Genomic DNA, 22,523 nt, shown 5'->3' on the forward strand with positions numbered 1-22,523 from the left:
CATGACCACACCGTTTGATCCGAGTGCCTTTCTCTCCACCTGCAGTGGCCGCCCCGGCGTGTACCGCATGTTCGACAGCGAGGCGCGTCTACTTTACGTGGGCAAAGCCAAGAACCTGAAGAACCGTCTGGCGAGCTACTTTCGCAAGACCGGCCTTGCGCCGAAAACCGCCGCCCTGGTGGCGCGTATCGCCCAGGTCGAAACCACCATCACCGCCAATGAAACCGAGGCGCTGCTGCTTGAGCAGACGCTGATCAAGGAATGGCGGCCGCCTTACAACATCCTGCTGCGTGATGATAAATCCTACCCTTACGTGTTTTTATCGGATGGCAACTTTCCGCGCCTGAGCATTCACCGCGGGGCAAAAAAGCAGAAGGGCAAGTACTTCGGGCCTTATCCCAGCGCCGGGGCGATTCGTGAAAGCCTGAGCCTGCTGCAAAAAACCTTTTTTGTGCGTCAATGCGAAGACAGCTTCTACAAGAACCGCACCCGGCCGTGCCTGCAATATCAGATCAAGCGCTGCAAGGCGCCCTGCGTGGGCCTGGTGGAACCTTCGGAGTACGCCGAGGATGTGCGCCATTCGGTGATGTTCCTCGAAGGGCGCAGCAACGCACTCACCGATGAGCTGTCCGGGGCCATGGAGCAGGCCGCCAGCACCCTCGATTTCGAAAAGGCTGCCGAACTGCGCGACCAGATCTCCCTGCTGCGCCGTGTCCAGGACCAGCAAAGCATGGAAGGCGGCACCGGTGACGTCGACGTGATCGCCGCGTTCGTCAACCCGGGCGGCGCCTGTGTGCACCTGATCAGCGTACGAGGCGGGCGGGTATTAGGCAGCAAGAACTTCTTCCCGCAGACCGGTATCGACGAAGACGTGGCAGAGGTCATGGCCGCGTTCCTTGGCCAGTACTACGTCAGCAGCCCTGAGCGCGACCTGCCGTCTGAACTGATCGTCAACGTGGTGCACGAAGACTTCCCCACCTTGATCGAGGCCATCCACGAGCTGCGCGGCCGCGAGCTGGACATCAGCCACCGCGTACGCGGCACCCGTGCTCGCTGGCAGCAACTGGCCGTCACCAACGCTGAACAGGCCCTGGGTGCACGCCTGGCCAATCGACAGCACGTTGCCGCACGCTTCGACGCCCTGGCCGAGGTCCTAAACCTGGATGAGCCGCCCCAGCGCCTGGAGTGCTACGACATCAGCCACTCCAGCGGTGAGGCCACGGTGGCCTCCTGCGTGGTATTCGGACCGGAAGGGCCGATCAAGGCCGACTACCGGCGCTACAACATCGAAGGCGTTACCGCAGGCGATGACTACGCCGCCATGCACCAGGCGCTCACGCGGCGATTCAGCAAGTTGAAGGACGGGGAGGGCAAGTTGCCCGATATCCTGCTGGTAGACGGGGGCAAGGGCCAGTTATCCATGGCCCGTGACGTGCTCAACGAACTGGCGGTGCCCGACCTGATCCTGCTCGGTGTGGCCAAGGGCACCACGCGCAAGGCCGGTTTCGAGACGTTGTACTTGAATGATGCCGCCCATGAGTTCACGTTGAAGGGCGACTCACCCGCACTGCACCTGATTCAACAAATTCGCGACGAAGCGCACCGTTTCGCCATTACCGGCCACCGCGCCCGCCGTGGCAAAACCCGGCGAACCTCAACCCTGGAAGGGGTTGCGGGGGTTGGCCCGACGCGGCGTCGCGACTTGCTTAAACATTTTGGTGGCTTGCAGGAGCTCTCCCGTGCCAGCATTGACGAAATAGCCAAAGCACCCGGTATCAGTAAAAAGCTCGCTGAATTGATTTATGCCAATCTGCATAGCGAATAGAATGCCTTCTCACCTCGTAGCCAGTTGTGCCGATGAATATCCCTAATCTGATCACCGTTCTACGCGTCCTGCTTATCCCGATTTTCATATTGTTGTTCTATTTGCCGTATGAATGGAGCTACGTCGCCTCCAGTTCGGTATTCGCCTTCGCAGCCGCCACCGACTGGCTCGACGGCTACCTGGCGCGTCGCCTGGAACAGAGCACGCCCTTCGGCGCGTTCCTCGACCCCGTGGCCGACAAACTCATGGTCGCCGTCGCCCTGGTGCTGCTAGTGCAGGAACACGGCAACCTGTGGCTGACCCTCCCGGCCGCCGTCATCATCGGCCGCGAAATCGTCGTCTCGGCACTGCGCGAATGGATGGCCGAAATCGGCGCGCGCGCCCACGTCGCCGTTTCCAACATGGGCAAATGGAAGACGGCCGCGCAGATGCTCGCGCTGGTGATCCTGCTGGCCAACCCGTCGGACTTCTCGTTCTGGGTGCTCACGGGCTACGCCTTGCTGCTGGTCGCGGCCGGCCTGACCCTGTGGTCCATGCTGCAATATCTGCGTGCGGCCTGGCCCCATCTGCGAACCACCGTTGAAAAGAAATAAAACTTTTTTGAATCAAGGGGTTGACGGGTGCTGAGGATTCTATAGAATGCGCATCACCAAGCGGGAATAGCTCAGTTGGTAGAGCACGACCTTGCCAAGGTCGGGGTCGCGAGTTCGAGTCTCGTTTCCCGCTCCAAGCATTAATGAAAAAGCCACTCTAACGAGTGGCTTTTTTTTGCTTGTGATTTACGGAATAGACGCTTAGGCGTCTTTTTTGTTTGTGCGCACAACCGTAGGGGACGCGCTCAAGTTCGTATGTTACCAGATCCGCTCAGTTCGCCTGGGTCGCCAGGCCAACTACTGTTCGCTCAACTTCCCGATGCGCCTCGACGCCTTGGGAGGGTGTCACTTCTGGCACCGATAATCCTGAGTAACGGTGGTTTCCAGGCAGTGGAATTGCCCCATCGTGTGGCACACGGATTTTTGCGCGCCTGCGCGCTCAGCGCGCGCGTAGTTCCAAAACTGGCAGCGCCCCGTGGCAATCGCCAACCCTTGGGACTCCCGGATCTGCGCGTACTCAAACGGCGTCCGTACGTAGAAGAGTTGCACAAGGCCGTCGGACGGGTTGCCGCCGGTGGCCTCCCAATATTTCGGCGTTGCGCAGCCTGCAAAGAGCGGTAGGGCGATGGCGACGATGATGGATTTCATTGTCGAGGACGATCCTTCATGGAAATGACATTTGTCAGGTGTTTTTTTGTTAGCCAGCCTTAGCGTAGGTCGCCTTAAGGCGGCCCAAATTTGACCGACTGGCAGCCACTGGACAGCAGCAACTCGCCTTCATCGGCTTCAAACCCGACAATCTTTCTGTCCTGATCGACGATGATGGAAAGGATGCAGCGATTCGGGTTATTGACGGTTGCCCAATAGTTGGTGTGCACCATCACGTTGCCCTGCCTTTCCGCGCTTTGTGCCACCACCTCATTGCTGTTGTAGGACGTGTCGCGGTACCACTGCATCACCACATGCTGGTCGTCAGCGGTGCGATCCATTTTTTGGGGTGGACCAAAGAAATTGAGGGCGTCCTGCGCCGGGCGGCCTTTCCATTGGCTGCGCGCGTACATTTCCGGGACGGTGTCAAAACTGACGCAGCCGGTCTGCAGCAGTACGAGGGCCAAGGCCAATGCGCCTGTGTATTTCATGTTGATCACTCATTATTCAAGCGTGCCGGTTGGCGCCGGAGGTCATTTTTTCTCAGGTGCGCCCAAGAGGAAATTGAGGTCGCGCATCACGTCCTCGGTGCTGCTCTTCTTGGACTCAATGCGGATCGGCTGATTACCCGGCAACTGATTGAATAGGCCTTGCTGCGTGATCGCTACCAGTTGTGCGTTGTCGATGGAGCCAACGCCCATTGGCATCATGGCGTTGGACTTGCGTTTGCCTGGTGCGCAGGCGAAGTCATAGCCATGCTCCAGCCAGCTCTTGGGCACCGGCACCCAGCGTTTAGGCGCCGGCAGCACCGTGGTGGCCCCGGCGCGCAGGTAGGCGGTGGCCGAGTTCACCCTGAGCTGTCGTTGCGCGCATTGCAGCTCCAGCGTGTAGCTCACGTAGTTGGGGCTGTTGGGACTTTCGAACACCTGCACGACCGTCAGCTGTGTGTTTTGCGGGTCTTGTTGTGTGGCTTTTACCGACTGTGTATCGGCGAAGAACAGGTCTCTGTTAGGCGTGTCGCCGGTGCCAAAGATCATCCACCAATCGGTGGCCAGCGCGGGGGCTGCGCTTAGCGATAAGAGGGCGAAGGTCGAACCTGCGAGCAGGCGCTTTCGCAAACCGAGGGTGATGTTGTTGTACATGGTCAATCGACTCCTGTCGTGGACGCTGGGAGGGCCAAGGCTCAATCAAATGAGCGAGTGGGCACATCCTAGGCAGTGTCATCCGTGGGCTTCAATAACGTGGGCGCAATCAGGACGCGTCCTGCGAACCCATGCGCTGGGTCTGTAGGAGGTGTCTTTCAATGGCGTTGTGGGGGCGGTATCACGGTAGTGAAAACGCTCCAGAAATTGGAGGGTGGCACGCCGACGTCCATCCACATAGCCGGTGCGTGCGATGCCCGCACCGGTTGTCAGGGTTACTTCGTGCAGGTCAGGCGCGAGTACTTCGGCGGCTCAAGCAGGATGCCTGGAGTCATGACCGTCGAGCAGTTGAACACACGGCCCTTGGCGGTCGTGGCTTTGAAGTTCAGTTCAGCGCCGCCCAGGAAGTCCTCCTTGCTCTTGGTGACCGGGCCCATGGTCAGCTCATCCGTAGAGGCCAAGCCAATCGCCTCTGCTGTGACTTTGTGTATCTGCAATACGTTGGGATTGGTGGTGCAGCCGGCCAGCAGGCTGGTCAGTGCGAGCAGGAGGAGGGCGGTTGAGGTCTTGGTCATGGGTGTGGCTCCTTGCGAGTGGCGGCGACCAGAAATTGTGCGCCGTGCCGCCTGTGGGAATAATGAGGGGACAGAGATTTTCCCTACGGCGGCGGAGTCTAGGAGTGCGTAGTGGGACCCACAATCACCTGGAGGAAATCGAGACGGAAGCTACGGTGGAGCATGTTGGGGCTGACGGAAATCGGCTACAACAACCCAAGCGGTTATCCGGCTCTGCCACGCCGCATGACGCGCCCAATGCTCACCCGAATGAACTATGCGCCATGGGAACTGGAACCGGTGAACGCGGCGTTTATACTCAGTGAACCCGCAGTGTGAAAGAGGCAAAAAAACACATGGAGCTACACAAGGAGCAAGGAATGGGCTACGGGCAGGGGAAAGAAGCGCGCACAGGGCGACGATCAACGACGCTTCGCGCTGCCAGCGCGGAATGTTCCGGCGTGCGTCTGCGGGTAGTGCTGTCGGAGTGCAAGATCGCGCCAATGGATTTCGCGCTATTTCTGAAGATCAGCCCCCAGCGGCTGACCAATTGGTTTTCTCGTGGTATCCCGCACTCGCAGCTCGATAAGTTAGCCAGGCTGTTGAGCGTTAATGCACAGTGGCTGGAAACAGGGGCTGGCGAGAAATTCCCGGCGACAAGCGAGTAGCGAAGCCCTGCGCGAGCACATGGCAGAGAGCCCTCGACAGGCTGGGGCTCAAGGTCTGGTGGTTGATTGAGTTACGACGCGACGGTTCGCAATATCAGGTGGGTCGCCGTAGCGGCGATGCTCTGCGCGCACATCGCCCCAATCACCGCAGATGTGCCGGCGCACATAGGGCAGCGGGTCGAGCAGATCCTGCCGGATCAGGGCGTCCACACAGCGGGAAATGGTCAGGCCACCGAAGGGGAATCGAGGCTGGAGGGTGACGAAGGCGGGCATGGGGAGATGCAGATCCTCCACGGCGATGGGGCTTCAGCAGGCATGCTCTAGCTGGGTAGAAAAGTCCATCGCGAGGGTGTTAGTGACTGGCTGCCGGCTAGATGTCCAACCCGCAGGTACTTCCATCGTTCGCTGACCCATGACGGCATCACTTTTTATGGGTGAGGGTGTTCGCCTCGCTGGTTTCCCTGACCGCAAACATCAGGCAGCGCACTGCTTCACGATCCTGTTCCGACAAGCAACGGTAGTAGTGGACCAGGCGCTCTTCCTCTCGGTTGAGCTGTCGGGGCCGCAGGGCTGTACCGATGGCGGTACGTAATGAGGGAAAAAATGAGGTATTTAGCATGATCCAAGTTCTTCATGAGGTGAATGGAGACGCGGGCTTCTTGCCCAGAACAACTGAATACATAACGTTTATTGTAGAAAAGGGCTCGTCATTTTTCGTGACTGCTGAGTTTTTCAGAAGGGGCTGTCGGAAGGGCTTGGCAACGATGTAGGAGTGATCTTTCAAACCCGGTTGAATGAAGGTGCGATTGAGCGGAGAGCCCGCCAAACTGGCCTCCATGGTCAGATTGGCGGTGGGGAGGTGCGAATCTGTCAGAAACGGGACACCTCCTTGAAGGCGCAGGTCAAATAGCGCATCGCCACCCGGTCGGTTTCCGACAGCGTGCGGAAGTGTTCAATCAAACGTGCTTCTTCATCCGTGAGGATGCGCAGCCGGCGTCTTTGCCAGAATACAAAAAACAGATGTGAAACCCCTTTACTTGACAGCATGAACTTCGTCCTATGTTGCGAAAAGCCAGCTGATTATGTCGGGTAGCTCGACCCTGCCTGGGTAGTCTGATCAAATAAATGACGGGGCATTTGAGGTGAGTGTAGAAACCTGTTTTGAACTGTGTGAAATATTTTTCTATAGGTGGTTTTGCTGTCAAAAGTCGGGTGTGACTCCGACCTAGACGCGTTCTGTTGACTACGCTTGATGGCCCTAGTCGTTACTGCACAAGAGGAAATGAAGAGAGCCCCGGAAACGGGGCTCGAAGAGGACAGCGATCAGGTATCGAGCAGCGGTAAACTCTCCAGCGGCTCGGCACCGGGATCAAAAATAAGAGTCGGTGTGAACTCAAGTATGCGATGAGTACGACAAACCCGATCGGCGATCTGGGGGGCACTAACGTCTTCGCAACATACTGCGTGTTCGGCTTGTTATGTGCATCACCTCTGCATGCAGCACTTGGCCGTGTTCGCCTATAACACGACGATCTTAGCTACTGCCCATTCCATCAAGAGAAAGCGCCCGATGGGCCACGCTCAACGCCCCATCGTGTTACCTAGCTGCTGGAAAGCACCGCCGACGGATGGAACATTGCCCGACGGAGCCTTGGCCGGGTCACGGCAATCCTGCGGTCTGCTCCCGGCCACGCTGAAGACCGAACGATAGCGTAGATACCCGACGGTCTTGAATTTAGGGATGTTCAACTCGGTCCTGGTATACAGGTAGAAACCGGCGAGCGAGTCATGTACATACTTGTCGAACAGCACGGTACTGGCTTCAGGCACTGGCGTTCGGTTCAGCACTAGCTCCGCCAGGTTGCGAGTTTCGGTAGGTAGGCGAGCGTAATTGTTCGCCGCCATTGATGGATGGGGGGTGGGCTCAAGTATCAACTGTCCGGTCCTGCGCGCCACCTCAATGCGCTTCAGCGTTGCCTGGTGCGCAAGCCATTCTTTACGATCCTGCGCAAGCTTGGCTACCAACTGGCTGAAGTCGCGGTGGGCGTTATTTAGATCATAGAGATCCTCGGCGTCGCACTGCTTATAGAATGGCTGCTGTTTCAGGTTCTCAGGTCCCTTCCAGAAACGTTTACCCTTCCAGGCCACGTACTGTTGGGAATGCTTGCGGATCTGCTGCGCATGTGGGCCAGCTTCGATAGTATGATCTTTCAACCACGTATTGTAGTCGCGGATCAACTGAGGATGACAACCGAAGTGCTTAGCCTCTATCGGATCTTGTCTGATCTCTTCGATGGTCATGAGCAGTACACCTGCCTTAATCGCCTCGTGGTGCATGTCGATCAACGGGATCTGCGACAGCTTAGCCGTACCATCCGCCTTGCTATCCACAAAGTCCTTTCCCTGTCCTCCCGGCGAGTAGCCTCCGCCCACATCCGAATGCATCCCAGGATATAGTCTCTCCTCGCCGCTTGTGGCGAGGTCCAGCGGGAAATTGATGCGCTGCTCGTGCAGGGCCGCAAAATGCACGGATTGTTTTGCCTCCGGGTGAACACTCATCAATGCGCCCGATGCCCAGTTCCACTTGCCATCCGACACCCTGCTCATTGATGCCAAGCCAACTGAGGCGACGGTGTCGAAGATGCCGAGGAAGTTAACGTACAGGGGAACTCCCGCGATATTGTGTCCGCAGCCGCTGCCCCATGCGTCGGTGAATGCATACAGACGGTGTAAAAAGGCGCGCGCCTGCGCCGCGCCGCGCGAAAATCCAAATACGGATACGTGGACTGATTTTATGTGCTTCGGTCCACCCTTCACCACTTCTTCCAATTGGGCGGCCCGTCTTTCAAACTTGACCTTGCGGATCACGCTCTCAACTGGCGCAAAAATAAACATTTCTTTAACGGCGGTCTCCATCTGATCGCGGTGAATCAGTTGATCATCAGCGACGTATTGGTGAATCGAGTTAAAGACTTGGAGGATAGCCCAGTTGATTCGTTCTGCGCCGTACCTGGCGGCTGCGCCGCCAAGCATGTCGCCTTCTTCGCTAGAGTCACCAATGTCTGAAAATGGAGTTCCAACTCCCGGGATATAGTAATTGAACGTGCCACTTGACTCTTCCTGTAACCTTACATCGTATAATCGTGCGACGTTGCTATGTCCGTTCCGCTCACGCTGTGTCTTTTTACTGCGACGTTTCCCGTGTACATAGGTGCCAGCCCAATCCTTGTTGTTGCCAGTGCCGTCAAAAAAAATATTGACATGTACTTGTCCTTGACATTCTGAACCTTTCTCACGTCGGCAGGCCAACGCCTTGGCCCTCCGCTGGGCCTGTGGTCCTGTGAGCGATCGAAAACCACTTGCCGGCATTGATTGCGCACCGGTAGCTGTACGAGCGTTCATGATTTTCTCCCCTGATTTCGCCACTCATCTCTGATCGGATCCTCACCTTCGTTCAAACCTGCTTCAGGGCCTGTTAAAGGGTAATCCGGATGCCCAAGAGAAAGTGATGTCACAAAGATTTTCACGTCTCCGTTGCGCAAAAAGTGGACTGCCATCCGTGAAGCCCTCGCGTCGTATTCTGGAACGGCCACTACCTTTTGCTTAAAATTTTCCAAATCGGTGGTCCATTCAATCGCGACCTCATAGCCAGGGTGCCACCTGTCGGGTATTGACGTACAGCAACTGGTACTGCCACCGCCCCGGTGAGCGCGAATGAAACTTTCTCCTCCACCCCCATCCAGAACAAACTGAACGATCGTGGTATCCGTATGGTTATAGCCGACCACACCCACAGAACTCATTTTTGAACCTGGCCTGCAAGCCACTGCCGTCAGGCTCAGGAGAAACAAAAGACCAAGCAGCCAGAGCCAGATTGGTTTCAGACGCATTCCCACTTCTCCATTTTTGTTGTGATAGCTCTGCACGAGTGCACCAGCCTTTCATGATGTGCAATCTTGGCCTCGTTATGCTGGCAGCATGAGCGCCTGCACCTCGTAATGTCTTCTCGATTAGGTTCTAGCTGTGGCGCTTTGGGCAATTTGTGCAAGCCATCTTCCGGCAGGCACCCAGAATGGCGCGTTAAGACTCTTTGCATTGCATGTCCTGTAGGTCATTAACGCCGTCGGGCGCCTTTGCCGAAGAGGTCTCCCACAAAGGTGTACCACTCAGCCAAACATCCTCTGACAGGCTCAATGCCCAGTCGGAGAACGACAGATCACAGTCATCACTTTTGCCGGCAAGACGCTCCCGCACCGCCGGGTGGTTCCGGCATCCGCCCGAGGTGTACAGCGCCAGCAAAAGGTACTGCACATGGTCATCGACCTGATCTACGCCATGCGCGACGGTGTCCTGCATGTGAAGGGCTACGAACGGGTGCAGCACGTGATATGGAAGCCTGCGCATCTCATCAGGAATCACTCGTCGTAGTTGCGCGATTGCCACGTCGGGCTCGCAGGCATCGAGCAACCGGGCGTACTGCGTTTCATCCAATTGAAGCGGTGGCAGAGCAGGGAGACCTTCCAGAGGTACGTCCATGAGCAACCATTCCTGTCGCTCACCGAAGCGGTCGTAGTAATGGAGCTGTTGCACGTGATCCAGAAATACGGCCCGTTGCGCTGGCGTCATCAATGACAGCAGCTCGGGAAGAACACGGGTGTCGTACCAGCGCAGCAGCATTTCGCGGCCACCTTTCTCCGGTACCTTGACGAGATGGAATACGTGGAAATGCTGTGCAAGCGTCTCTAGGTCCAGGGCGCTCCACCAAAAACTAACGGCCGGCTTAGTACTTCCTAAGGCTTCTATTTCCGCCACCAGCTTCGGCAGCGGCGTAGTCTCGGGATACTCGACGAGCAGCGGCGCGATATCCTTCAGGCTGGCCTCCGCATGCCCTTCGAACAGCGAGCGGTAAGGCACGCCCAGCCTGGCCAGCCGCTCATGGAAACGGGGTCGTTGTGCGCTGTCGATGATGGCATAACGTCGTATCACACCAATACCCCCGGAGTACCTTGGCGCATGGCATCCAGAATACAGCTCTTGCAACTGCTGCGCGGGAACTGAGGAAATGCGAAAAACTGTTGTGTTGGGCCGGTGAACGATTTCTTGCTGGCATACACCTTGATCGTCCCCGGACAGGCAAACGTAATGTTGCCGCCTTCCATCGTCAGGCTGGCGCCCCCATCCACCGCTAGATGGAGTGTTGTCCCCGCCGCCATTTCCGCCTCCGCATCGATCGAGATGATCTTCAACTCGTCTTGAGCGCTAAGGTTGATATCACCTCGCTGCGCCTGCACATCCACAGGCCCGGCGCTGGCGATCATTGCCAACCCAATACCCTCGGCCTTTTGCGCGCCGGCAAGGTAGCCGATGGCCTGGCCGCTATGCATGCGCAAACTGCCTCCTGTCGCCATGTGGGTGTCGTAACCGCTACCGAGGGTGAGGGTCTCTCCGGCAGTCCATTGCAGTGACTGACCCGCAATTTTGGCGATACTGTCACGAGCACTCAGGGTCAGTAGCGCATCACCGCTGTGGGGAATCGCGTGATGGGGATTACGTTGCGCAGCTTCGTCGATGGCCTGGGCGAGTTGCTCGCTGGTTACCGTGGTATTCAGGCTGGTGTGTAGGGCCTGGAGCGGCGACTGGTCGTCGATCAGCAGGCTTTGATTGGCTTTCTGCACCCCGCGATGCGCGGCCAGCGGCACGGTTTGATGGATCTGCGCGGCCAGGTCAAAACGTTCGGCCAGGTCACGTTGCTGTTGCAGTAACGCCTGTGCGGCGACGGCATCGCCGGCCGGGGTTTGCGGGTCGATGGCATAGGTGCTGACGAGCAAGCCGTTGGCCGCGCGAATCGAGCCGTAGGCGTCGGTACGCAGTTCAAACCCCAGGCCGCGAAAGCTACCTCGGTAGTTGCCCGCCTGATGAATCAGGTGGCCCAGGTTGAGCTGGGTATGCGCTTGGGTGGTTGCCATCTGCACACGGCCTTGCTGGTCACTGTCGTCGAACACCAATTGGTTATGACCCTGGCCATCAAATCCTTGGGTTTTGAACCCGGACAACGCCGCCGCATTGCGGTGCAACGTTTCGCCTGCACCACCGCCGTGCCAGGCAGGGCTATTGCCGCCGGCCAGATTGGCTTCGGCGCTGGGATGCTCATCGGTGGCCTTTGCATAGACCGACAGATTGCTTTCGCCTGGGGCGCCGCCCGGGGTGGGCGCAACGCCGCCTTCACCGCGACCGTTATACAGCGCCTTGGAGATGATCGGCCGGTCGATGTCGCCATTGACGAAATGCACCAGCACTTCCTGACCAATGCGTGGAAGGAACTGCGCACCGAAGCCCTTGCCAGCGAACGCTTGACCGACCCGAACCCAGCAAGCGCCGCGGTCGTTTTCGGCCTGCCAATGAAAGCGCACCCGGACGCGACCCAGTGCATCACAGTGCAGTGGCCCATCGCTGCCGGGCGTGGTTTCACCCTCGGGGCCAACGACCAGCGCGGTCTGTGGGCCGTGGGCGGTCGGACGTGGATTCAGGCGTTGGCCTGTACCGTCTTCGAGGGTAGGGCGCCAACGTTGGGTGTGCAGCACTGCACGAAATTGCTGTGCGAAGCCACTGCGGTTTGCTTCACGGAGCACTTCGGCGTCGAGCGCTTCCAACTGCAGCAATGCCGCCGGATCAGCATCCAGTTCAGGAACTCCAAACTCCAGATTGTTGATGCCGTAGCTGCGTACCTCGGTGAAGAGAAAGTCTTGCATGTCACGCATCGGTTCGGCGTCGGGCCAGGGCGTCTCACCGAGATGAAACCGCGTGCCCGCCCGCGCGCTGCGTACGGTGCCGCGGCCTTGCCAAAAGGCGTGCTCCGTTTGCATCGCCTCGATGTGCAACCCGGTGTAATGTTCGGCTTCGCTGAGAGTGGCAAAGGCGTAGTCGCCCACTGGGTCGTAGCTTTCCAGGCCTTCGCGTTCTTGACCGATAGGGCGTGATGCACTGATGGCCTGACGACTTTTATAGTCGCAGCTCATTAGCGTGACGCGGTGGCTACCCAACTGATGGACGCGCCCCATACCCTGAATGGTGTCCTGCACTTGCGTCGCATCGGCGCGATGAAAGCGCAAACCAGTCGCGCTGGAGGAGGTGGGATCCTCAGGCAGTGTGGGGCTGTCGCCGAAGATAATCAGGCGTTGTCCGCTAGGGCTTCGTTCATCTTCAACGAAGCAATAGCCCAAGCCTTCTTCGGCCAGTAGTCGCTGCACAAAAGTGAAGTCACTCTCGCGGTACTGCACGCAGTAGCTACGCGGCCGCACTGCGCTGAGCAGTTGCACCGCGTCCTGGGTGAAGTGCCAGCTCGCGTAGTCCGGATAACCCGTGAGTACCTGGTTGATGATGCCCTGCACGGTGCTGTCCTGAAACACCCTTGAACGGAAACTCTGGGTCAGGATCCACAGCCAGGGCACCAACTGCACATGGTAGCGGGTCAGCGTACCGTCACTGCCGATGCGTCGGGCCATATTGACCAGCCCACTGCGACGGCACCGGCTGCCATCCGCGAGGGTGGTCAATAGGGTGAATTTTTGCCCGAGGAATGCATCGAGAGGCAACGTGTGGTTGCCACTCAAGGCCAGTACATCCCAGCGGTAAAGATTGGACAGGACCTCATGCCCGGACCAGCGCTCTACATGAAGTTGGTCTAGTGTTGACTCAAGTGTGTACAGGCGCGTTTCACTGATGATGTTCGCGGCAGTTGTGCTCATCGGCTTTGATATCCATTTCGTACGCTTTCCCCTGCGGCTCAACAAAGTTTTTGACACAGGCTTGTCTAGCGAAAAAAACACAGTGATGATTGTCTAGCGTAGTTTCTGACGGGGTGTAGTGTAATCACTTACATCAAAATATTGCATCGTTGGCAGGAAAATTTAGTGTCTGATCTTGAAGTTTTATTGAGTCCGATAAATGGCCTACAGGCAACAGGAAAAGATCTTACATACTCATCTGAGTTTGATGGCATACAAAAACTTCGAGAGTTTGACGATCCAACTTTGGAGCAAGGTGAATGGGTTGCCGATCTTAAGGTCGCCAATTGGCCGGAAGTAGTTAAACGATGTTCGAAACTGTTGCGAGAGAACAGTAAAGATCTTCGCGTTGCGGGGTGGCTGACAGAGGGTTGGGTATACACCCAGGGTTTTTCAGGCATGGCCCAAGGTTTCAGCCTGATTGCAGGCTTGTTTGAGCGGTACTGGGACGACCTGTATCCCTCCATCGACGAGGGCGATGTTGAGCAGCGTGTCGGTTGCTTGGCGTGGTTGCTCAAGCAGGGCCTGCGCTGGGTATCGTCGATCCCTGTGGTGGACGATGACGGGTTGTCCTACACACTCTCTGACTATGCAGTAGCGCATCAGCGATCCGGAACGGTTCGCCTTGGGGATTCCGAGCACCTGACGTTGGAGCAGTTGGATCGTGCCAGGTCCGCAACGCCGGTGGGATTCTATCGGCAGCTGTGGCTTGCGGTTCAGGCCGCAGGGGTTGCACTGAGCAGTCTGGAGCACCAGGCCGAAGCTCGTTTAGGTGATCAGACTCCGAGATTTGCGTCGATTCGAGACGCGTTGGACACGGCCTCCAGTAGCATTCAACGGTTTGCGAAAGAGGCTGGCGTGGATGTGCAGGGAAGGGGTGAGCCTAAGGTGCCAGGGCCTCAGCAGCATTCCAGTCAGTTGCTGTCTCCTGTCTCCGTACCTTCAGTCGCCGATACCCAGAGTGCAGTGCTGGGTATCACTTCGCGTCATGACGCGTTGAGTCGGTTGCGCGAGGTGGCAAATTATTTCAGTCAGGCGGAGCCGCATAGTCCGGTGGCTTACATGGCCAATCAAGCGGCTGAGTGGGGGGAGATGCCCTTGCATGAATGGCTCAAAGTTGTGCTGAAAGACGACGCTGCACTGGTTCGCCTGGAGCAGGTGTTGGGTGTGGCCAAGGTTGCCGACAGTGGCGGCTGAGCGCTTGGCATTCCCTCGAGTTCACTTGGAGGGGCACAAACTCGGCGAGCCCGGAAGGTCAGCGCAAATACGTTGGCGACAGTCAATGCCCGCTTCGGTATTGGCTGCTGGGCAAGCCCTGATGCGGTCTTTCAGCGCTTCGCGCGCTGGCAGTGGAAGATCGTTATCCGGGCTTTCGATATAGCGCATCAGCGCAATCAACACATCTACATCGCTTGAACGAGGTGTGGGAGTAATGCTGTTCGCCGGGCGTGTGGCAGCGGCTCTGGGCTGAGGTTTGGCGGGTTGGATGTGATGTGCTTTTTCTACGGACGGCGGGTTGGCGGCAGTCGTGGGGATGGGATCTGTGTGCTGCTGGGCAGGCGCCTCGTTAAAGATCTGAGCGGATTCGCTAAGCATTTCCGACTCCGTTTGCTGAGCTGTAGTGGTGGGGTAGTGAGTGGTTTCAGGGGGTACGGTCGCGATGCTGACAGCCTGGCTGGGCGTGGGAGTGCCAGTGGCTTCGGGTGACGAATCGAATATCCAGGCCATCCCCGTTATGAGGGTCAGTGCGCTGACGCCCGACCAGATTAGCAGTGTCTTATTTGAGCGTATGTTGGATGGGGTCGCGGTGTTGGTTGAGCGGATATCGGGAGTGCTGCTGTCTTGAGTGTCCGCTAACAAGCTAGGTGCTTTTGAGTGTGCATTACTTGTTGTCACAGCATCCGATTCCAGAGTTTGGCGTTTGTTTCGCCAGTGAGATGGCCTGCACTTATTTGCTGGGTGGCAAGTTGAAATGGCGCAAAATATTGCTAAGAATTTAGGCGCAGCTATATAAAATTTTCAATGCTGTCATTTTGATAGTGTGCTGGGCGCGGCGCAAGAAGCTATCGTTCGGTGCTAATTCCATATTCTTCTCCGGTGGATTGTATATTTGATGCTATTGCTCGTGGTTTTTTGCTTGGCTGCAAGTGCGATTACTTACTTTTGGTGGTTGTTGTTTCCTGAACGTGCAGAGGTGTTTTCGAAATCAATAGTTCGCTTCTTTAAAGCTTGTAGGAAGATTCCCTTTGTCTGGTTGGAAAGTTCTATTTTTGTGAGCGATAGTTTTGTTCGCTTTGGGATTGGTTATAAGCGTTGGCTGTCACCGCTCGCTCAATATCAGGGCCTTGTGTGGTTGATGCTTCTTCTGTTGCTGGTGCCTCCTGCGTTGGTTTTCAGTTTGCGCGGAACGGTGGAGCTTGAAGGGTATGGCAGCGATGTCCACCGTGGGAAACCCACAAGCCTGATTGCAGAGCTGTTGCGTGGTGAGCGGCTGGTACCGCCCCGCGCGCTGCCGCCGGAGGTGTTCACCTCCCGGGAGGTGGAGCGGATTCGTCCTCGCACCGGAGCGGCCGATCGTTCATGGGACAAGATGGATGCTGACTTCGTCCAGCGCTTGCTGGTGGTTTACAAGGTGATGCTGGAACGCCATGGGTACGAAATGGTGCTGCTTGAGGGCTACCGCAGCCCTGAGCGTCAAGACGATCTGGGGCTCTTGCCTGGGACGACCAATGCCAAGGCCTGGCAGAGCTACCACCAGTACGGTTTGGCGGCGGACAGTGCTTTTTTGCGCGAGGGGAAGTTGGTGATCACCGAGAGAGACCCCTGGGCGATGCGCGGCTATGAGTTGTACGGCCAAGTGGCCGAAGAGCTGGGCTTGACCTGGGGTGGACGCTGGAAATTGATGGATTTCGGGCATGTGGAACTGCGTACTGCCGGCCGAGGGCCGTCGGCCAGATCCAGGCCTTAACCCCTGAGCAGGCGCTGTGCAGTGCTGAGCTTAGGCAAACATGGAGAAAGAAGATGACACGACCTTTGATTGTAAAAGGGGACGCGACCACCCACGGCGGAATGGTCATGGAGGCCAGTGAGGATTCGACGATCAACGACAAGGGCATCGCCCGCGTTGGAGATCTGGTGGCTTGTCCGGTCCATGGTCCTACGGTGATCACGACTGGGGACGAGGACTATGAGGTGGACGACAAGGCGGCTGCTCGAGACGGCGATGCCACCTCGTGCGGCGCCGTGTTGATCGCTGGCCAGGCCACAACTTACAGACCGTGAGCGTAGGGTAAGCAGGAATGGAATCTGATGTTTAAACGAGTCCTTGGCTACAAAACGCTGTGGGTGGCGTTGGTCTTTATCGGTACGTGGGGCGTGACATTATGGGCCTGGCGTAACCATTACCGTCTGCCGACGGCACAAGACATCATTACCCATTTCCTGGTGATCCCGTCGACCTTGTGCCTGGGGTATTGGGGGCTGTACCAGACCTTTGAATGGCTGAAGCGCCACCGACAGTCGGGGGCTACAAAGGATCTAGCCGGTGTTGAACCCGTGCCGGACGCTGAACGGGTCATGCCGATTCGGATACTGGATTGGAGCCTGTCCCTGCCCCCCGGCGATGAACCCGTTACTGTTATCGAGGCGTTGATAGCCCGTGAACGACCGGCCCTTCACCCCACACTGAAAAACGCAGACGGGTTCGCGCGCCGTATCGCCTGGATTGACGGAGTGAGTACAGAGGACTTCATTGATTCAGAGCGGGGCGCCCCGTTACCTCTTGATGTCCAGCGCGCCTTGCTGTTGGCCACACAGGCGCTGGAACCTTTACTGGTGCGCCATTTTGAGCGCGAATGTGTCGATACAGACGAGCGCCTTAACCCCCTGCCGATCCACTTCCTACTCCCCACTCGCTGGCCGATTGAGACCCAAACAACGGCACGCCAGTGGTTGCTATCAGCTCTTGGTCGGTTTTCCGAGGCTGGACTGACATGTCCCGTGTCTGTTCACGCTGCGGCTGACACCCGCGGCGTACTGAGTTTTCTTGAGCAGTTGCGCGCTGTCGATGGTGTGGAACCTGAATTCCGTCTGCAGGTCGTGCTTGCCAGTGATTCGTTCATTCAAGATGATGCGTTATGGCAGACGCTGCCGGAGGTCTCCGGCGAGGGGGCGTGCGCACTACTACTCGCGCAGGGCGTCCCAGCAGCCACAGAGCCGGTAGCGGCGGCTATTCACCCGTTTAGCAGCGTCCAGCGTACGCAATCTGCCGACTTGCCGGGCAAGGTGCGCGCCGCGTCTCTGCAACAACTGCTAGAGCAATACAGCACAGCCCCTTCACCGATCAGCGCGGTAATAGCTGATGCGGACCACCAAACCTCTCGTCAAACCGAACTTCTGGTCGCTCTGCACGCAACGCTTCCAGAACTCGACCCAATCCATGAGTGCCTGAGCTTGCCGCTGTGTTGTGGCGAGATGGGCGCCGTGACAGCGCTGGCTTCATTGGCCTTGGCTGCCTCAAACAGTTTGGAGACGCAGCAGGACACCTTGCTGGTGTCGGTGCAAGACCCTTTATGGCGAGCGATCTGTCGTATCCAACCATCGCCGCTACCGGCTCAAGCGCCTCTTCAGGACCTCGCATGAATTTGTGCATCACGTTAGCCCCGGGAATTGTTTGTCATGATTAGCCGCTTCTCCGCCTTTTTTTCCAACTCTCGTGTGTTGGCTGTTATCGGATTATTGCTTGCCGCAGCCTTGCTCCTTCTCAATGCGGCCACCGTAAAAAAAGTGCTTCTTGCACTCCTGGTGGTGACACTTGTCGCAGTGGCCGCCACTTGGTTGTGGCGGCGCATTGTCGCCAGGAAATCGGCGGCGGCGCTGCATCATATGGTGGCTGGTGCAGAGGGGGATGCTCCAGAGTTGCGCCAACGACTGGAAGAGGCGCTTCTCGCGATCAAATCCTCACGACTTGGACGACGCCGAGGAACAGAGGCGCTATACGAGTTGCCGTGGTTAATGGTGATCGGTAATCCCGCAGCGGGGAAAAGTACAGCGGTCCTGAACTCTGGATTGACCTTTCCCTTCAACGATCAAAAAGGCGCTGCGCTGCAGGGGATTGGTGGCACACGTAATTGCGACTGGTACTTCACCACCGAAGGTATTTTGCTGGATACCGCCGGACGCTACTCGGTGCAGGACGCAGATCGTGGGGAGTGGTTGTCTTTCCTCGGGCTGTTGCGCAAACATCGCCCACGCGCACCGATTAACGGAATTGTGATTGCCGCCAGTGTTGCCGAGTTGACCGGGAATTCACCGGAGTTTGCGATCGATTTGGCCAAAAAGCTGCGGCAACGTATTCAAGAGCTGACCGAGCGCCTTGAGGTGATTGCTCCCGTGTATGTGGTGTTCACCAAGGTCGATTTGATCAACGGCTTTAATGACTTTTTCCAGGCGCTAGAGCCACAGGAGCGAGAAAAAGTGTGGGGCGCGACTTTTGCCTTCAACCCCCAAACGGGCCCAGACGCGGTCAGTCAGTTCGATGAGCACTTCGATGAGTTGTGTGAAGGTCTGAAAGAGATGAGTTTGGCGCAGATGGCATTGAACCGTGGGGGCGTCCAAGCCCCAGGGCTGTTGACCTTGCCGCTAGAATTCAAAGGTATCAAGCCCCACTTGAGCACGTTTTTAACGGCATTGTTTGAGGAAAATCCTTTTCAATACAAGCCGGTATTCCGAGGTTTCTACTTCACCAGTGCTGTTCAGGAAATGGCCAGTGTGTGCGGCATGTCCAACGAAATTACTCAACGCTTTGGGCTGAAATCGGCAGACGCAGTCAATGGTCAGAATAAAGAGCGACAGTTGTCTCGCCACAGTTATTTCCTTCTGGATCTGTTCCGCAAGGTGGTGTTCGCTGATCGGCAATTGGTGCGCCAGTATTCCAGCCGTTCACGGACGAGAAAACGCACTGTAGCGTTCCTTGGGACCGCGTTGTTACTCGGTGGAAGCTTGGCGGGCTGGACGTGGTCCTATACCAACAATCAACAGTTGGTGAGCAATGTCCAGGCCGATTTGCGTAAAGCCCAGGACATCCAGAAGGATCGCATCGATCTGCAGTCGCGCCTTGAGGCGTTGCAGGTGATTCAGGACCGGCTGGCTCAGTTACAGAAATACCGTGGTGATCATCCACTGATGCTGGGACTGGGGCTCTATCAAGGTGCCGCACTGGAAGCGAAATTGCGCCATGAGTACTTCCAGGGAATGCGGCAGGTGATGCTGACCCCGGTAGCAGAACAACTGGAATCCTACTTGCGTGAAGTCAGTGCTAATTCTACTGCGCTACAACCTGCGAAATCGGCAGCGCCCGTCAGCACAACTAACGTTGGCGTTTATCAGCCCCCATCGCCGAGCAATGTCCAGGATGCCTACAACGCCTTGAAAGCGTACTTGATGCTGGGCACGGTCGAACGCGTGGAGCCCGCACACCTGAGTGACCAGCTCACGCGTTTTTGGCGCCTTTGGTTGGAAGACAATCGCGGCAGTATGGACCGGGAAGACATGGCGCGCCGTGCCGAGCGGTTGATGAGCTTCTATATTCGCCAATCGAATGCGTCTGAGTGGCCAGTACCGGACACCAAGGTCACGTTGATCGATGACTGCCGTCGGGTATTGAGCGCAGTGATGCAAGGGCTGCCAGCGCGTGACAGGGTCTATGCGGAACTCAAAGCCAGGGCTGCCACACGCTACCCGAGCGTGACAGTTGCAGGCTTGCTGGGGGAGGGGGACAAGATCTTTGCCGGAAGTTATGCCATCTCGGGTACTTTTTCTCGAGAGGCCTGGGAGGGCTATGTAAAACAAGCCATTCGTGATGCTTCGCACAAGGAACTCACCACCACGGACTGGGTGCTGCAGAACGCCCGGGCGGATGATCTGACGTTGTCGGGCAGTCCGGAGCATATCCAGAAAGAGCTGGAGCAGTTGTATACCCAGGAGTACATCGCAGAATGGAAGAAATTCTTGGAAGGCATCACCGTGGCCAGCTTTTCCAGTTTCAGTGAAGCCAATGCGGCGATGAATCAGTTGGGAGACCCACAAAATTCGCCGATGCGCAAATTGATGGAGGCGATCTACCGACAAACATCGTGGGACAATCCCTCGTTGATCAATGAGGGACTCCAGGCGGCTAAGGGTGGGTTTTTAAGCTGGTTCTCCGAGGCCCCTGCTGAAGGCCAGGCATTGGCGCAAAGCAGCGCCGGAGACATTCCGGTTGGGCCTGTAGGTCTTGAATTTTCTGGAATTGCTCGACTGATGGTGGCCCGCGACAGCTCGCCATCGCTGCTGCAAAGCTATCTGGAAAACCTGTCCGGCATCCGTACTCGTTTGAATGCCATCCAGACCCAGGGTGATCCCGGTCCGGGTGCTCGAGAGTTGATGGTGCAGACCCTGGACGCGAGCACCTCTTCTGAGTTGTCGGCTGGACTGCGGCTGGTCGATGAGCAACTGCTGTCGAGTATGGAAGATGGCCAGCGTCGCACCTTACGGCCGCTGTTGATATGGCCGATGATTCAAACCTTCGGTGCGCTGATTCCGCCGACTCACAACGAAATCAACAAAGTCTGGAAGGCCCAGGTTCACGAGCCTTTCCAACAATCTCTAGCGGGCAAATACCCGTTCGCGCCGGCAGGGCAAATTGAAGCGGGAACGGCCGAGATTGCCGAGGTTTTTGGTCCGCAAGGGGCTATTGCACAGTTTGTTACCGAGAGCCTCGGGCCCCTGGTGATTCGTCGTGGCAACAGCTTGGTCAGCAAGCAGTGGGCAGACGTCGGACTGAGCCTGTCGCCTTCTTTGATGACCCACTTCGCGCAATGGGTTGCCCCATTGGGTCAAACGGCTGAAGGCGGGGCGCTGGTCACGTTCCAGATCTTGCCAGGCTCCGCTGCGGGATTCAGTGAATACAGTGTGCTCATAGGGGATCAGCAACTGCGTTATCGCAATACCCCCGCACAGTGGAACAATTTTGTCTGGGACAGCGGCAAGTCGAACCAAACCGCCAAAGTCAGTGTGGTGACTTACGACGGCCGGACAATCGATCTTCAGAGCTTCGTCGGTCAAAACGCTTTAGGCCAGTTGATTCAAAGTGCTCAAAGTCGACAGAACGCTGATGGTTCTTACGAGTTGCAATGGCGTCAGGACGACTGGGTGGTGCCGGTCACCATGAAGGTCATCAGTAACCCACGTGCGAATGCCGATGGTAGCCAACGCAAAGGCTTGGATGGTACGCAACTGCCGCTGACTGTGGTGGGCCTGGATGCGTCCCTGGAGAAGCGGCCATGAGCTTGGACATGTTGACGTTACCCATCAGTTACTTTGGCAAGTTGCCCGCGCATGGTGATTTTGTCAGGGCTGCGGACAATCATCGGCCCTTGATAGCCATCCTTGATCGCTGGGCAACCGAAGGGTTGGATTTGCTGGCGCAGGACGTTGCCTGGAAGTCTTTGTATGACAGCGCCCCCGGTTTTCATTTTGCCTTTATGGGGTCGCGTCATCGTTCCGTGATCGGTGGGCACCTGTTGCCGAGTGTCGACGCCAGCGGGCGGCGATTTCCGTTTATGGCTGGCGTGACGTTCGAAGTGGCAAAACCCTTGGAGTTTCTTGCACGCAGCCCATTAGCGTTCACCCGAATATGGTCGCGTCTGGGGCGCGAGCTGCCTTTGGCGAAACAGGCCGTTGAGCCCGCTCACATCTTGAGTGAGTTGAGGGAGCATAAGGCCGATCTTACGGTCTGCCCTGACACGTTGCACCGTACCTTCGGCGACTTTCTGCAAGTGCAGACCATCGGCTCGCTGCAGCAGATGCTCAACACGGCCGGGCACCAGGTGAATGTTCGACGCATTTTGCTGGCTCTCGGTTTGCTGCTGCGGCCGGTCATGAGCAGTGGCGCGCCCAAAATGGGCAAGGGCTTACGGTTACCGCTACCCGCCGATCCGCTCCACCGCCATCTGGTTTCAGCTTTTTGGCTCGATTTGATCGCTGACTTTTTGGGGCGGGCAGATTTTGAATTAATGCTGCTGCAACGTGGTGAACATCAACCGACGATGACGCTGGGGTTTGGTGGCGCCTCAGCCCGCGGGCTGTACGGCGTCATCGATCCGAGCATTGAAGAGCACGACACCATCTGGCTTGCGGATCCTGACTGGGTTGAGCAGGAGGTGGGCACGAGCTATGCGTTAAAAAAATTGTCCACCTATACCAATCAACCGGGGCTTTCCTTGAGTACCGCCAGGGCCACCTTTCGCGAAATTTTTTTGGGGTTATGAC

At 57.2% G+C, this 22,523-nt stretch carries 21 protein-coding genes and 1 tRNA gene; 11 read left to right on the forward strand and 11 right to left on the reverse strand.

Features of this window, described 5'->3' with window-relative positions; all coding sequences use genetic code 11:
- Position 1 precedes the first annotated feature (1 nt).
- From uvrC to AC1RAC_RS26285, 3 genes are all read left to right on the forward strand, one after another.
- The gene (gene uvrC, locus AC1RAC_RS26275; protein WP_019821446.1) at positions 2-1,825 is read left to right on the forward strand and encodes an excinuclease ABC subunit UvrC; all 1,824 of its coding nucleotides are present in this window, start codon (positions 2-4) and stop codon (positions 1,823-1,825) included.
- A 32-nt stretch (positions 1,826-1,857) separates the two neighbouring features.
- Positions 1,858-2,418 carry a CDP-diacylglycerol--glycerol-3-phosphate 3-phosphatidyltransferase gene (gene pgsA / locus AC1RAC_RS26280; RefSeq protein WP_003190391.1) on the forward strand — a complete coding sequence of 187 codons (561 nt, stop codon included), beginning with the start codon at positions 1,858-1,860 and terminating at the stop codon, positions 2,416-2,418.
- A gap of 60 nt (positions 2,419-2,478) precedes the next feature.
- A tRNA-Gly gene (locus AC1RAC_RS26285) sits at positions 2,479-2,554 on the forward strand.
- 209 nt (positions 2,555-2,763) lie between these two features.
- On the opposite strand, the gene yecR is transcribed toward AC1RAC_RS26285, so the two are convergent.
- The 4 genes from yecR to AC1RAC_RS26305 form a co-directional block, all read right to left on the reverse strand.
- On the reverse strand, positions 2,764-3,066 hold the full coding sequence (yecR, locus tag AC1RAC_RS26290) for a YecR family lipoprotein (protein WP_054922080.1): 303 nt from the start codon (positions 3,064-3,066) through the stop codon (positions 2,764-2,766).
- A 74-nt stretch (positions 3,067-3,140) separates the two neighbouring features.
- Positions 3,141-3,557 carry a hypothetical protein gene (locus AC1RAC_RS26295; RefSeq protein WP_057978349.1) on the reverse strand — a complete coding sequence of 139 codons (417 nt, stop codon included), beginning with the start codon at positions 3,555-3,557 and terminating at the stop codon, positions 3,141-3,143.
- A gap of 42 nt (positions 3,558-3,599) precedes the next feature.
- Positions 3,600-4,208, reverse strand: coding sequence for a hypothetical protein (locus tag AC1RAC_RS26300; RefSeq protein WP_057978347.1), 609 nt, complete (start codon positions 4,206-4,208; stop codon positions 3,600-3,602).
- A 275-nt stretch (positions 4,209-4,483) separates the two neighbouring features.
- Entirely contained in the window at positions 4,484-4,783 is a 300-nt protein-coding gene (locus tag AC1RAC_RS26305; RefSeq protein WP_054922084.1) for a hypothetical protein, read from the reverse strand.
- A 162-nt stretch (positions 4,784-4,945) separates the two neighbouring features.
- Here AC1RAC_RS26305 and AC1RAC_RS26310 point away from each other — a divergent pair, with 162 nt between their 5' ends.
- Complete coding sequence (locus AC1RAC_RS26310) at positions 4,946-5,101, forward strand: hypothetical protein (protein ID WP_492617116.1); 156 nt, start codon at positions 4,946-4,948, stop codon at positions 5,099-5,101.
- A gap of 41 nt (positions 5,102-5,142) precedes the next feature.
- Entirely contained in the window at positions 5,143-5,430 is a 288-nt protein-coding gene (locus AC1RAC_RS26315; RefSeq protein WP_072448728.1) for a helix-turn-helix domain-containing protein, read from the forward strand.
- Positions 5,431-5,478: 48 nt separating this feature from the next.
- Here AC1RAC_RS26315 and AC1RAC_RS26320 read toward each other — a convergent pair whose 3' ends face one another.
- The 6 genes from AC1RAC_RS26320 to AC1RAC_RS26345 form a co-directional block, all read right to left on the reverse strand.
- The gene (locus tag AC1RAC_RS26320) at positions 5,479-5,703 is read right to left on the reverse strand and encodes a hypothetical protein (RefSeq protein ID WP_232241649.1); all 225 of its coding nucleotides are present in this window, start codon (positions 5,701-5,703) and stop codon (positions 5,479-5,481) included.
- Positions 5,704-6,300: 597 nt separating this feature from the next.
- Positions 6,301-6,477, reverse strand: coding sequence for a hypothetical protein (locus AC1RAC_RS26325; protein WP_172415513.1), 177 nt, complete (start codon positions 6,475-6,477; stop codon positions 6,301-6,303).
- Between the two features lie 534 nt (positions 6,478-7,011).
- Positions 7,012-8,832 (reverse strand): phospholipase effector Tle1 domain-containing protein, encoded by a 1,821-nt coding sequence (locus AC1RAC_RS26330; protein ID WP_197900595.1) that lies wholly within the window; start codon positions 8,830-8,832, stop codon positions 7,012-7,014.
- Positions 8,829-9,320 (reverse strand): DUF3304 domain-containing protein, encoded by a 492-nt coding sequence (locus AC1RAC_RS26335; RefSeq protein ID WP_072448726.1) that lies wholly within the window; start codon positions 9,318-9,320, stop codon positions 8,829-8,831. The genes AC1RAC_RS26330 and AC1RAC_RS26335 overlap by 4 nt, the downstream gene beginning before the upstream one ends.
- Before the next feature lie 190 nt (positions 9,321-9,510).
- The gene (locus tag AC1RAC_RS26340) at positions 9,511-10,416 is read right to left on the reverse strand and encodes a DUF4123 domain-containing protein (RefSeq protein ID WP_202889068.1); all 906 of its coding nucleotides are present in this window, start codon (positions 10,414-10,416) and stop codon (positions 9,511-9,513) included.
- Positions 10,413-13,175 carry a type VI secretion system Vgr family protein gene (locus AC1RAC_RS26345; protein WP_492617117.1) on the reverse strand — a complete coding sequence of 921 codons (2,763 nt, stop codon included), beginning with the start codon at positions 13,173-13,175 and terminating at the stop codon, positions 10,413-10,415. The genes AC1RAC_RS26340 and AC1RAC_RS26345 overlap by 4 nt, the downstream gene beginning before the upstream one ends.
- 165 nt (positions 13,176-13,340) lie before the next feature.
- On the opposite strand from AC1RAC_RS26345, the gene tssA reads away from it, so the two are divergent.
- The gene (tssA, locus tag AC1RAC_RS26350) at positions 13,341-14,411 is read left to right on the forward strand and encodes a type VI secretion system protein TssA (RefSeq protein ID WP_200582952.1); all 1,071 of its coding nucleotides are present in this window, start codon (positions 13,341-13,343) and stop codon (positions 14,409-14,411) included.
- A gap of 21 nt (positions 14,412-14,432) precedes the next feature.
- Here tssA and AC1RAC_RS26355 read toward each other — a convergent pair whose 3' ends face one another.
- A complete protein-coding gene (locus tag AC1RAC_RS26355; protein WP_139271539.1) occupies positions 14,433-14,810 on the reverse strand; it encodes a hypothetical protein in 378 nt (125 codons plus the stop codon).
- Between the two features lie 517 nt (positions 14,811-15,327).
- Here AC1RAC_RS26355 and AC1RAC_RS26360 point away from each other — a divergent pair.
- From AC1RAC_RS26360 to tagF, 5 genes are read left to right on the forward strand one after another with little or no spacing between them, the layout of a single operon-like run.
- Positions 15,328-16,182, forward strand: coding sequence for a M15 family metallopeptidase (locus tag AC1RAC_RS26360; protein ID WP_082430485.1), 855 nt, complete (start codon positions 15,328-15,330; stop codon positions 16,180-16,182).
- Positions 16,183-16,235: 53 nt separating this feature from the next.
- Positions 16,236-16,496 (forward strand): PAAR domain-containing protein, encoded by a 261-nt coding sequence (locus AC1RAC_RS26365; RefSeq protein WP_054921266.1) that lies wholly within the window; start codon positions 16,236-16,238, stop codon positions 16,494-16,496.
- Between the two features lie 27 nt (positions 16,497-16,523).
- Positions 16,524-17,855 (forward strand): hypothetical protein, encoded by a 1,332-nt coding sequence (locus AC1RAC_RS26370; protein ID WP_054921264.1) that lies wholly within the window; start codon positions 16,524-16,526, stop codon positions 17,853-17,855.
- Positions 17,856-17,891: 36 nt separating this feature from the next.
- The gene (gene tssM / locus AC1RAC_RS26375) at positions 17,892-21,539 is read left to right on the forward strand and encodes a type VI secretion system membrane subunit TssM (protein WP_492617118.1); all 3,648 of its coding nucleotides are present in this window, start codon (positions 17,892-17,894) and stop codon (positions 21,537-21,539) included.
- The gene (tagF, locus tag AC1RAC_RS26380) at positions 21,536-22,522 is read left to right on the forward strand and encodes a type VI secretion system-associated protein TagF (protein WP_054921259.1); all 987 of its coding nucleotides are present in this window, start codon (positions 21,536-21,538) and stop codon (positions 22,520-22,522) included. Before tssM ends, tagF begins: the two co-directional genes overlap by 4 nt.
- The last annotated feature ends 1 nt before the right edge of the window (position 22,523 follow it).

The organism is Pseudomonas sp. GW823-FHT02F05 (assembly GCF_058797315.1).

What these genes read in the sequence shown, in the direction of transcription:
- uvrC (WP_019821446.1), top strand. Translation starts at nt 2, where the DNA reads ATGACCACACCGTTTGATCCGAGTGCCTTTCTCTCCACCTGCAGTGGC.
- pgsA (WP_003190391.1), top strand. Translation starts at nt 1,858, where the DNA reads ATGAATATCCCTAATCTGATCACCGTTCTACGCGTCCTGCTTATCCCG.
- yecR (WP_054922080.1), bottom strand. Translation starts at nt 3,066, where the DNA reads ATGAAATCCATCATCGTCGCCATCGCCCTACCGCTCTTTGCAGGCTGC.
- AC1RAC_RS26295 (WP_057978349.1), bottom strand. Translation starts at nt 3,557, where the DNA reads ATGAAATACACAGGCGCATTGGCCTTGGCCCTCGTACTGCTGCAGACC.
- AC1RAC_RS26300 (WP_057978347.1), bottom strand. Translation starts at nt 4,208, where the DNA reads ATGTACAACAACATCACCCTCGGTTTGCGAAAGCGCCTGCTCGCAGGT.
- AC1RAC_RS26305 (WP_054922084.1), bottom strand. Translation starts at nt 4,783, where the DNA reads ATGACCAAGACCTCAACCGCCCTCCTCCTGCTCGCACTGACCAGCCTG.
- AC1RAC_RS26310 (WP_492617116.1), top strand. Translation starts at nt 4,946, where the DNA reads ATGTTGGGGCTGACGGAAATCGGCTACAACAACCCAAGCGGTTATCCG.
- AC1RAC_RS26315 (WP_072448728.1), top strand. Translation starts at nt 5,143, where the DNA reads ATGGGCTACGGGCAGGGGAAAGAAGCGCGCACAGGGCGACGATCAACG.
- AC1RAC_RS26320 (WP_232241649.1), bottom strand. Translation starts at nt 5,703, where the DNA reads ATGCCCGCCTTCGTCACCCTCCAGCCTCGATTCCCCTTCGGTGGCCTG.
- AC1RAC_RS26325 (WP_172415513.1), bottom strand. Translation starts at nt 6,477, where the DNA reads ATGCTGTCAAGTAAAGGGGTTTCACATCTGTTTTTTGTATTCTGGCAA.
- AC1RAC_RS26330 (WP_197900595.1), bottom strand. Translation starts at nt 8,832, where the DNA reads ATGAACGCTCGTACAGCTACCGGTGCGCAATCAATGCCGGCAAGTGGT.
- AC1RAC_RS26335 (WP_072448726.1), bottom strand. Translation starts at nt 9,320, where the DNA reads ATGCGTCTGAAACCAATCTGGCTCTGGCTGCTTGGTCTTTTGTTTCTC.
- AC1RAC_RS26345 (WP_492617117.1), bottom strand. Translation starts at nt 13,175, where the DNA reads ATGAGCACAACTGCCGCGAACATCATCAGTGAAACGCGCCTGTACACA.
- AC1RAC_RS26355 (WP_139271539.1), bottom strand. Translation starts at nt 14,810, where the DNA reads ATGCTTAGCGAATCCGCTCAGATCTTTAACGAGGCGCCTGCCCAGCAG.
- AC1RAC_RS26360 (WP_082430485.1), top strand. Translation starts at nt 15,328, where the DNA reads ATGCTATTGCTCGTGGTTTTTTGCTTGGCTGCAAGTGCGATTACTTAC.
- AC1RAC_RS26365 (WP_054921266.1), top strand. Translation starts at nt 16,236, where the DNA reads ATGACACGACCTTTGATTGTAAAAGGGGACGCGACCACCCACGGCGGA.
- AC1RAC_RS26370 (WP_054921264.1), top strand. Translation starts at nt 16,524, where the DNA reads ATGTTTAAACGAGTCCTTGGCTACAAAACGCTGTGGGTGGCGTTGGTC.
- tssM (WP_492617118.1), top strand. Translation starts at nt 17,892, where the DNA reads ATGATTAGCCGCTTCTCCGCCTTTTTTTCCAACTCTCGTGTGTTGGCT.
- tagF (WP_054921259.1), top strand. Translation starts at nt 21,536, where the DNA reads ATGAGCTTGGACATGTTGACGTTACCCATCAGTTACTTTGGCAAGTTG.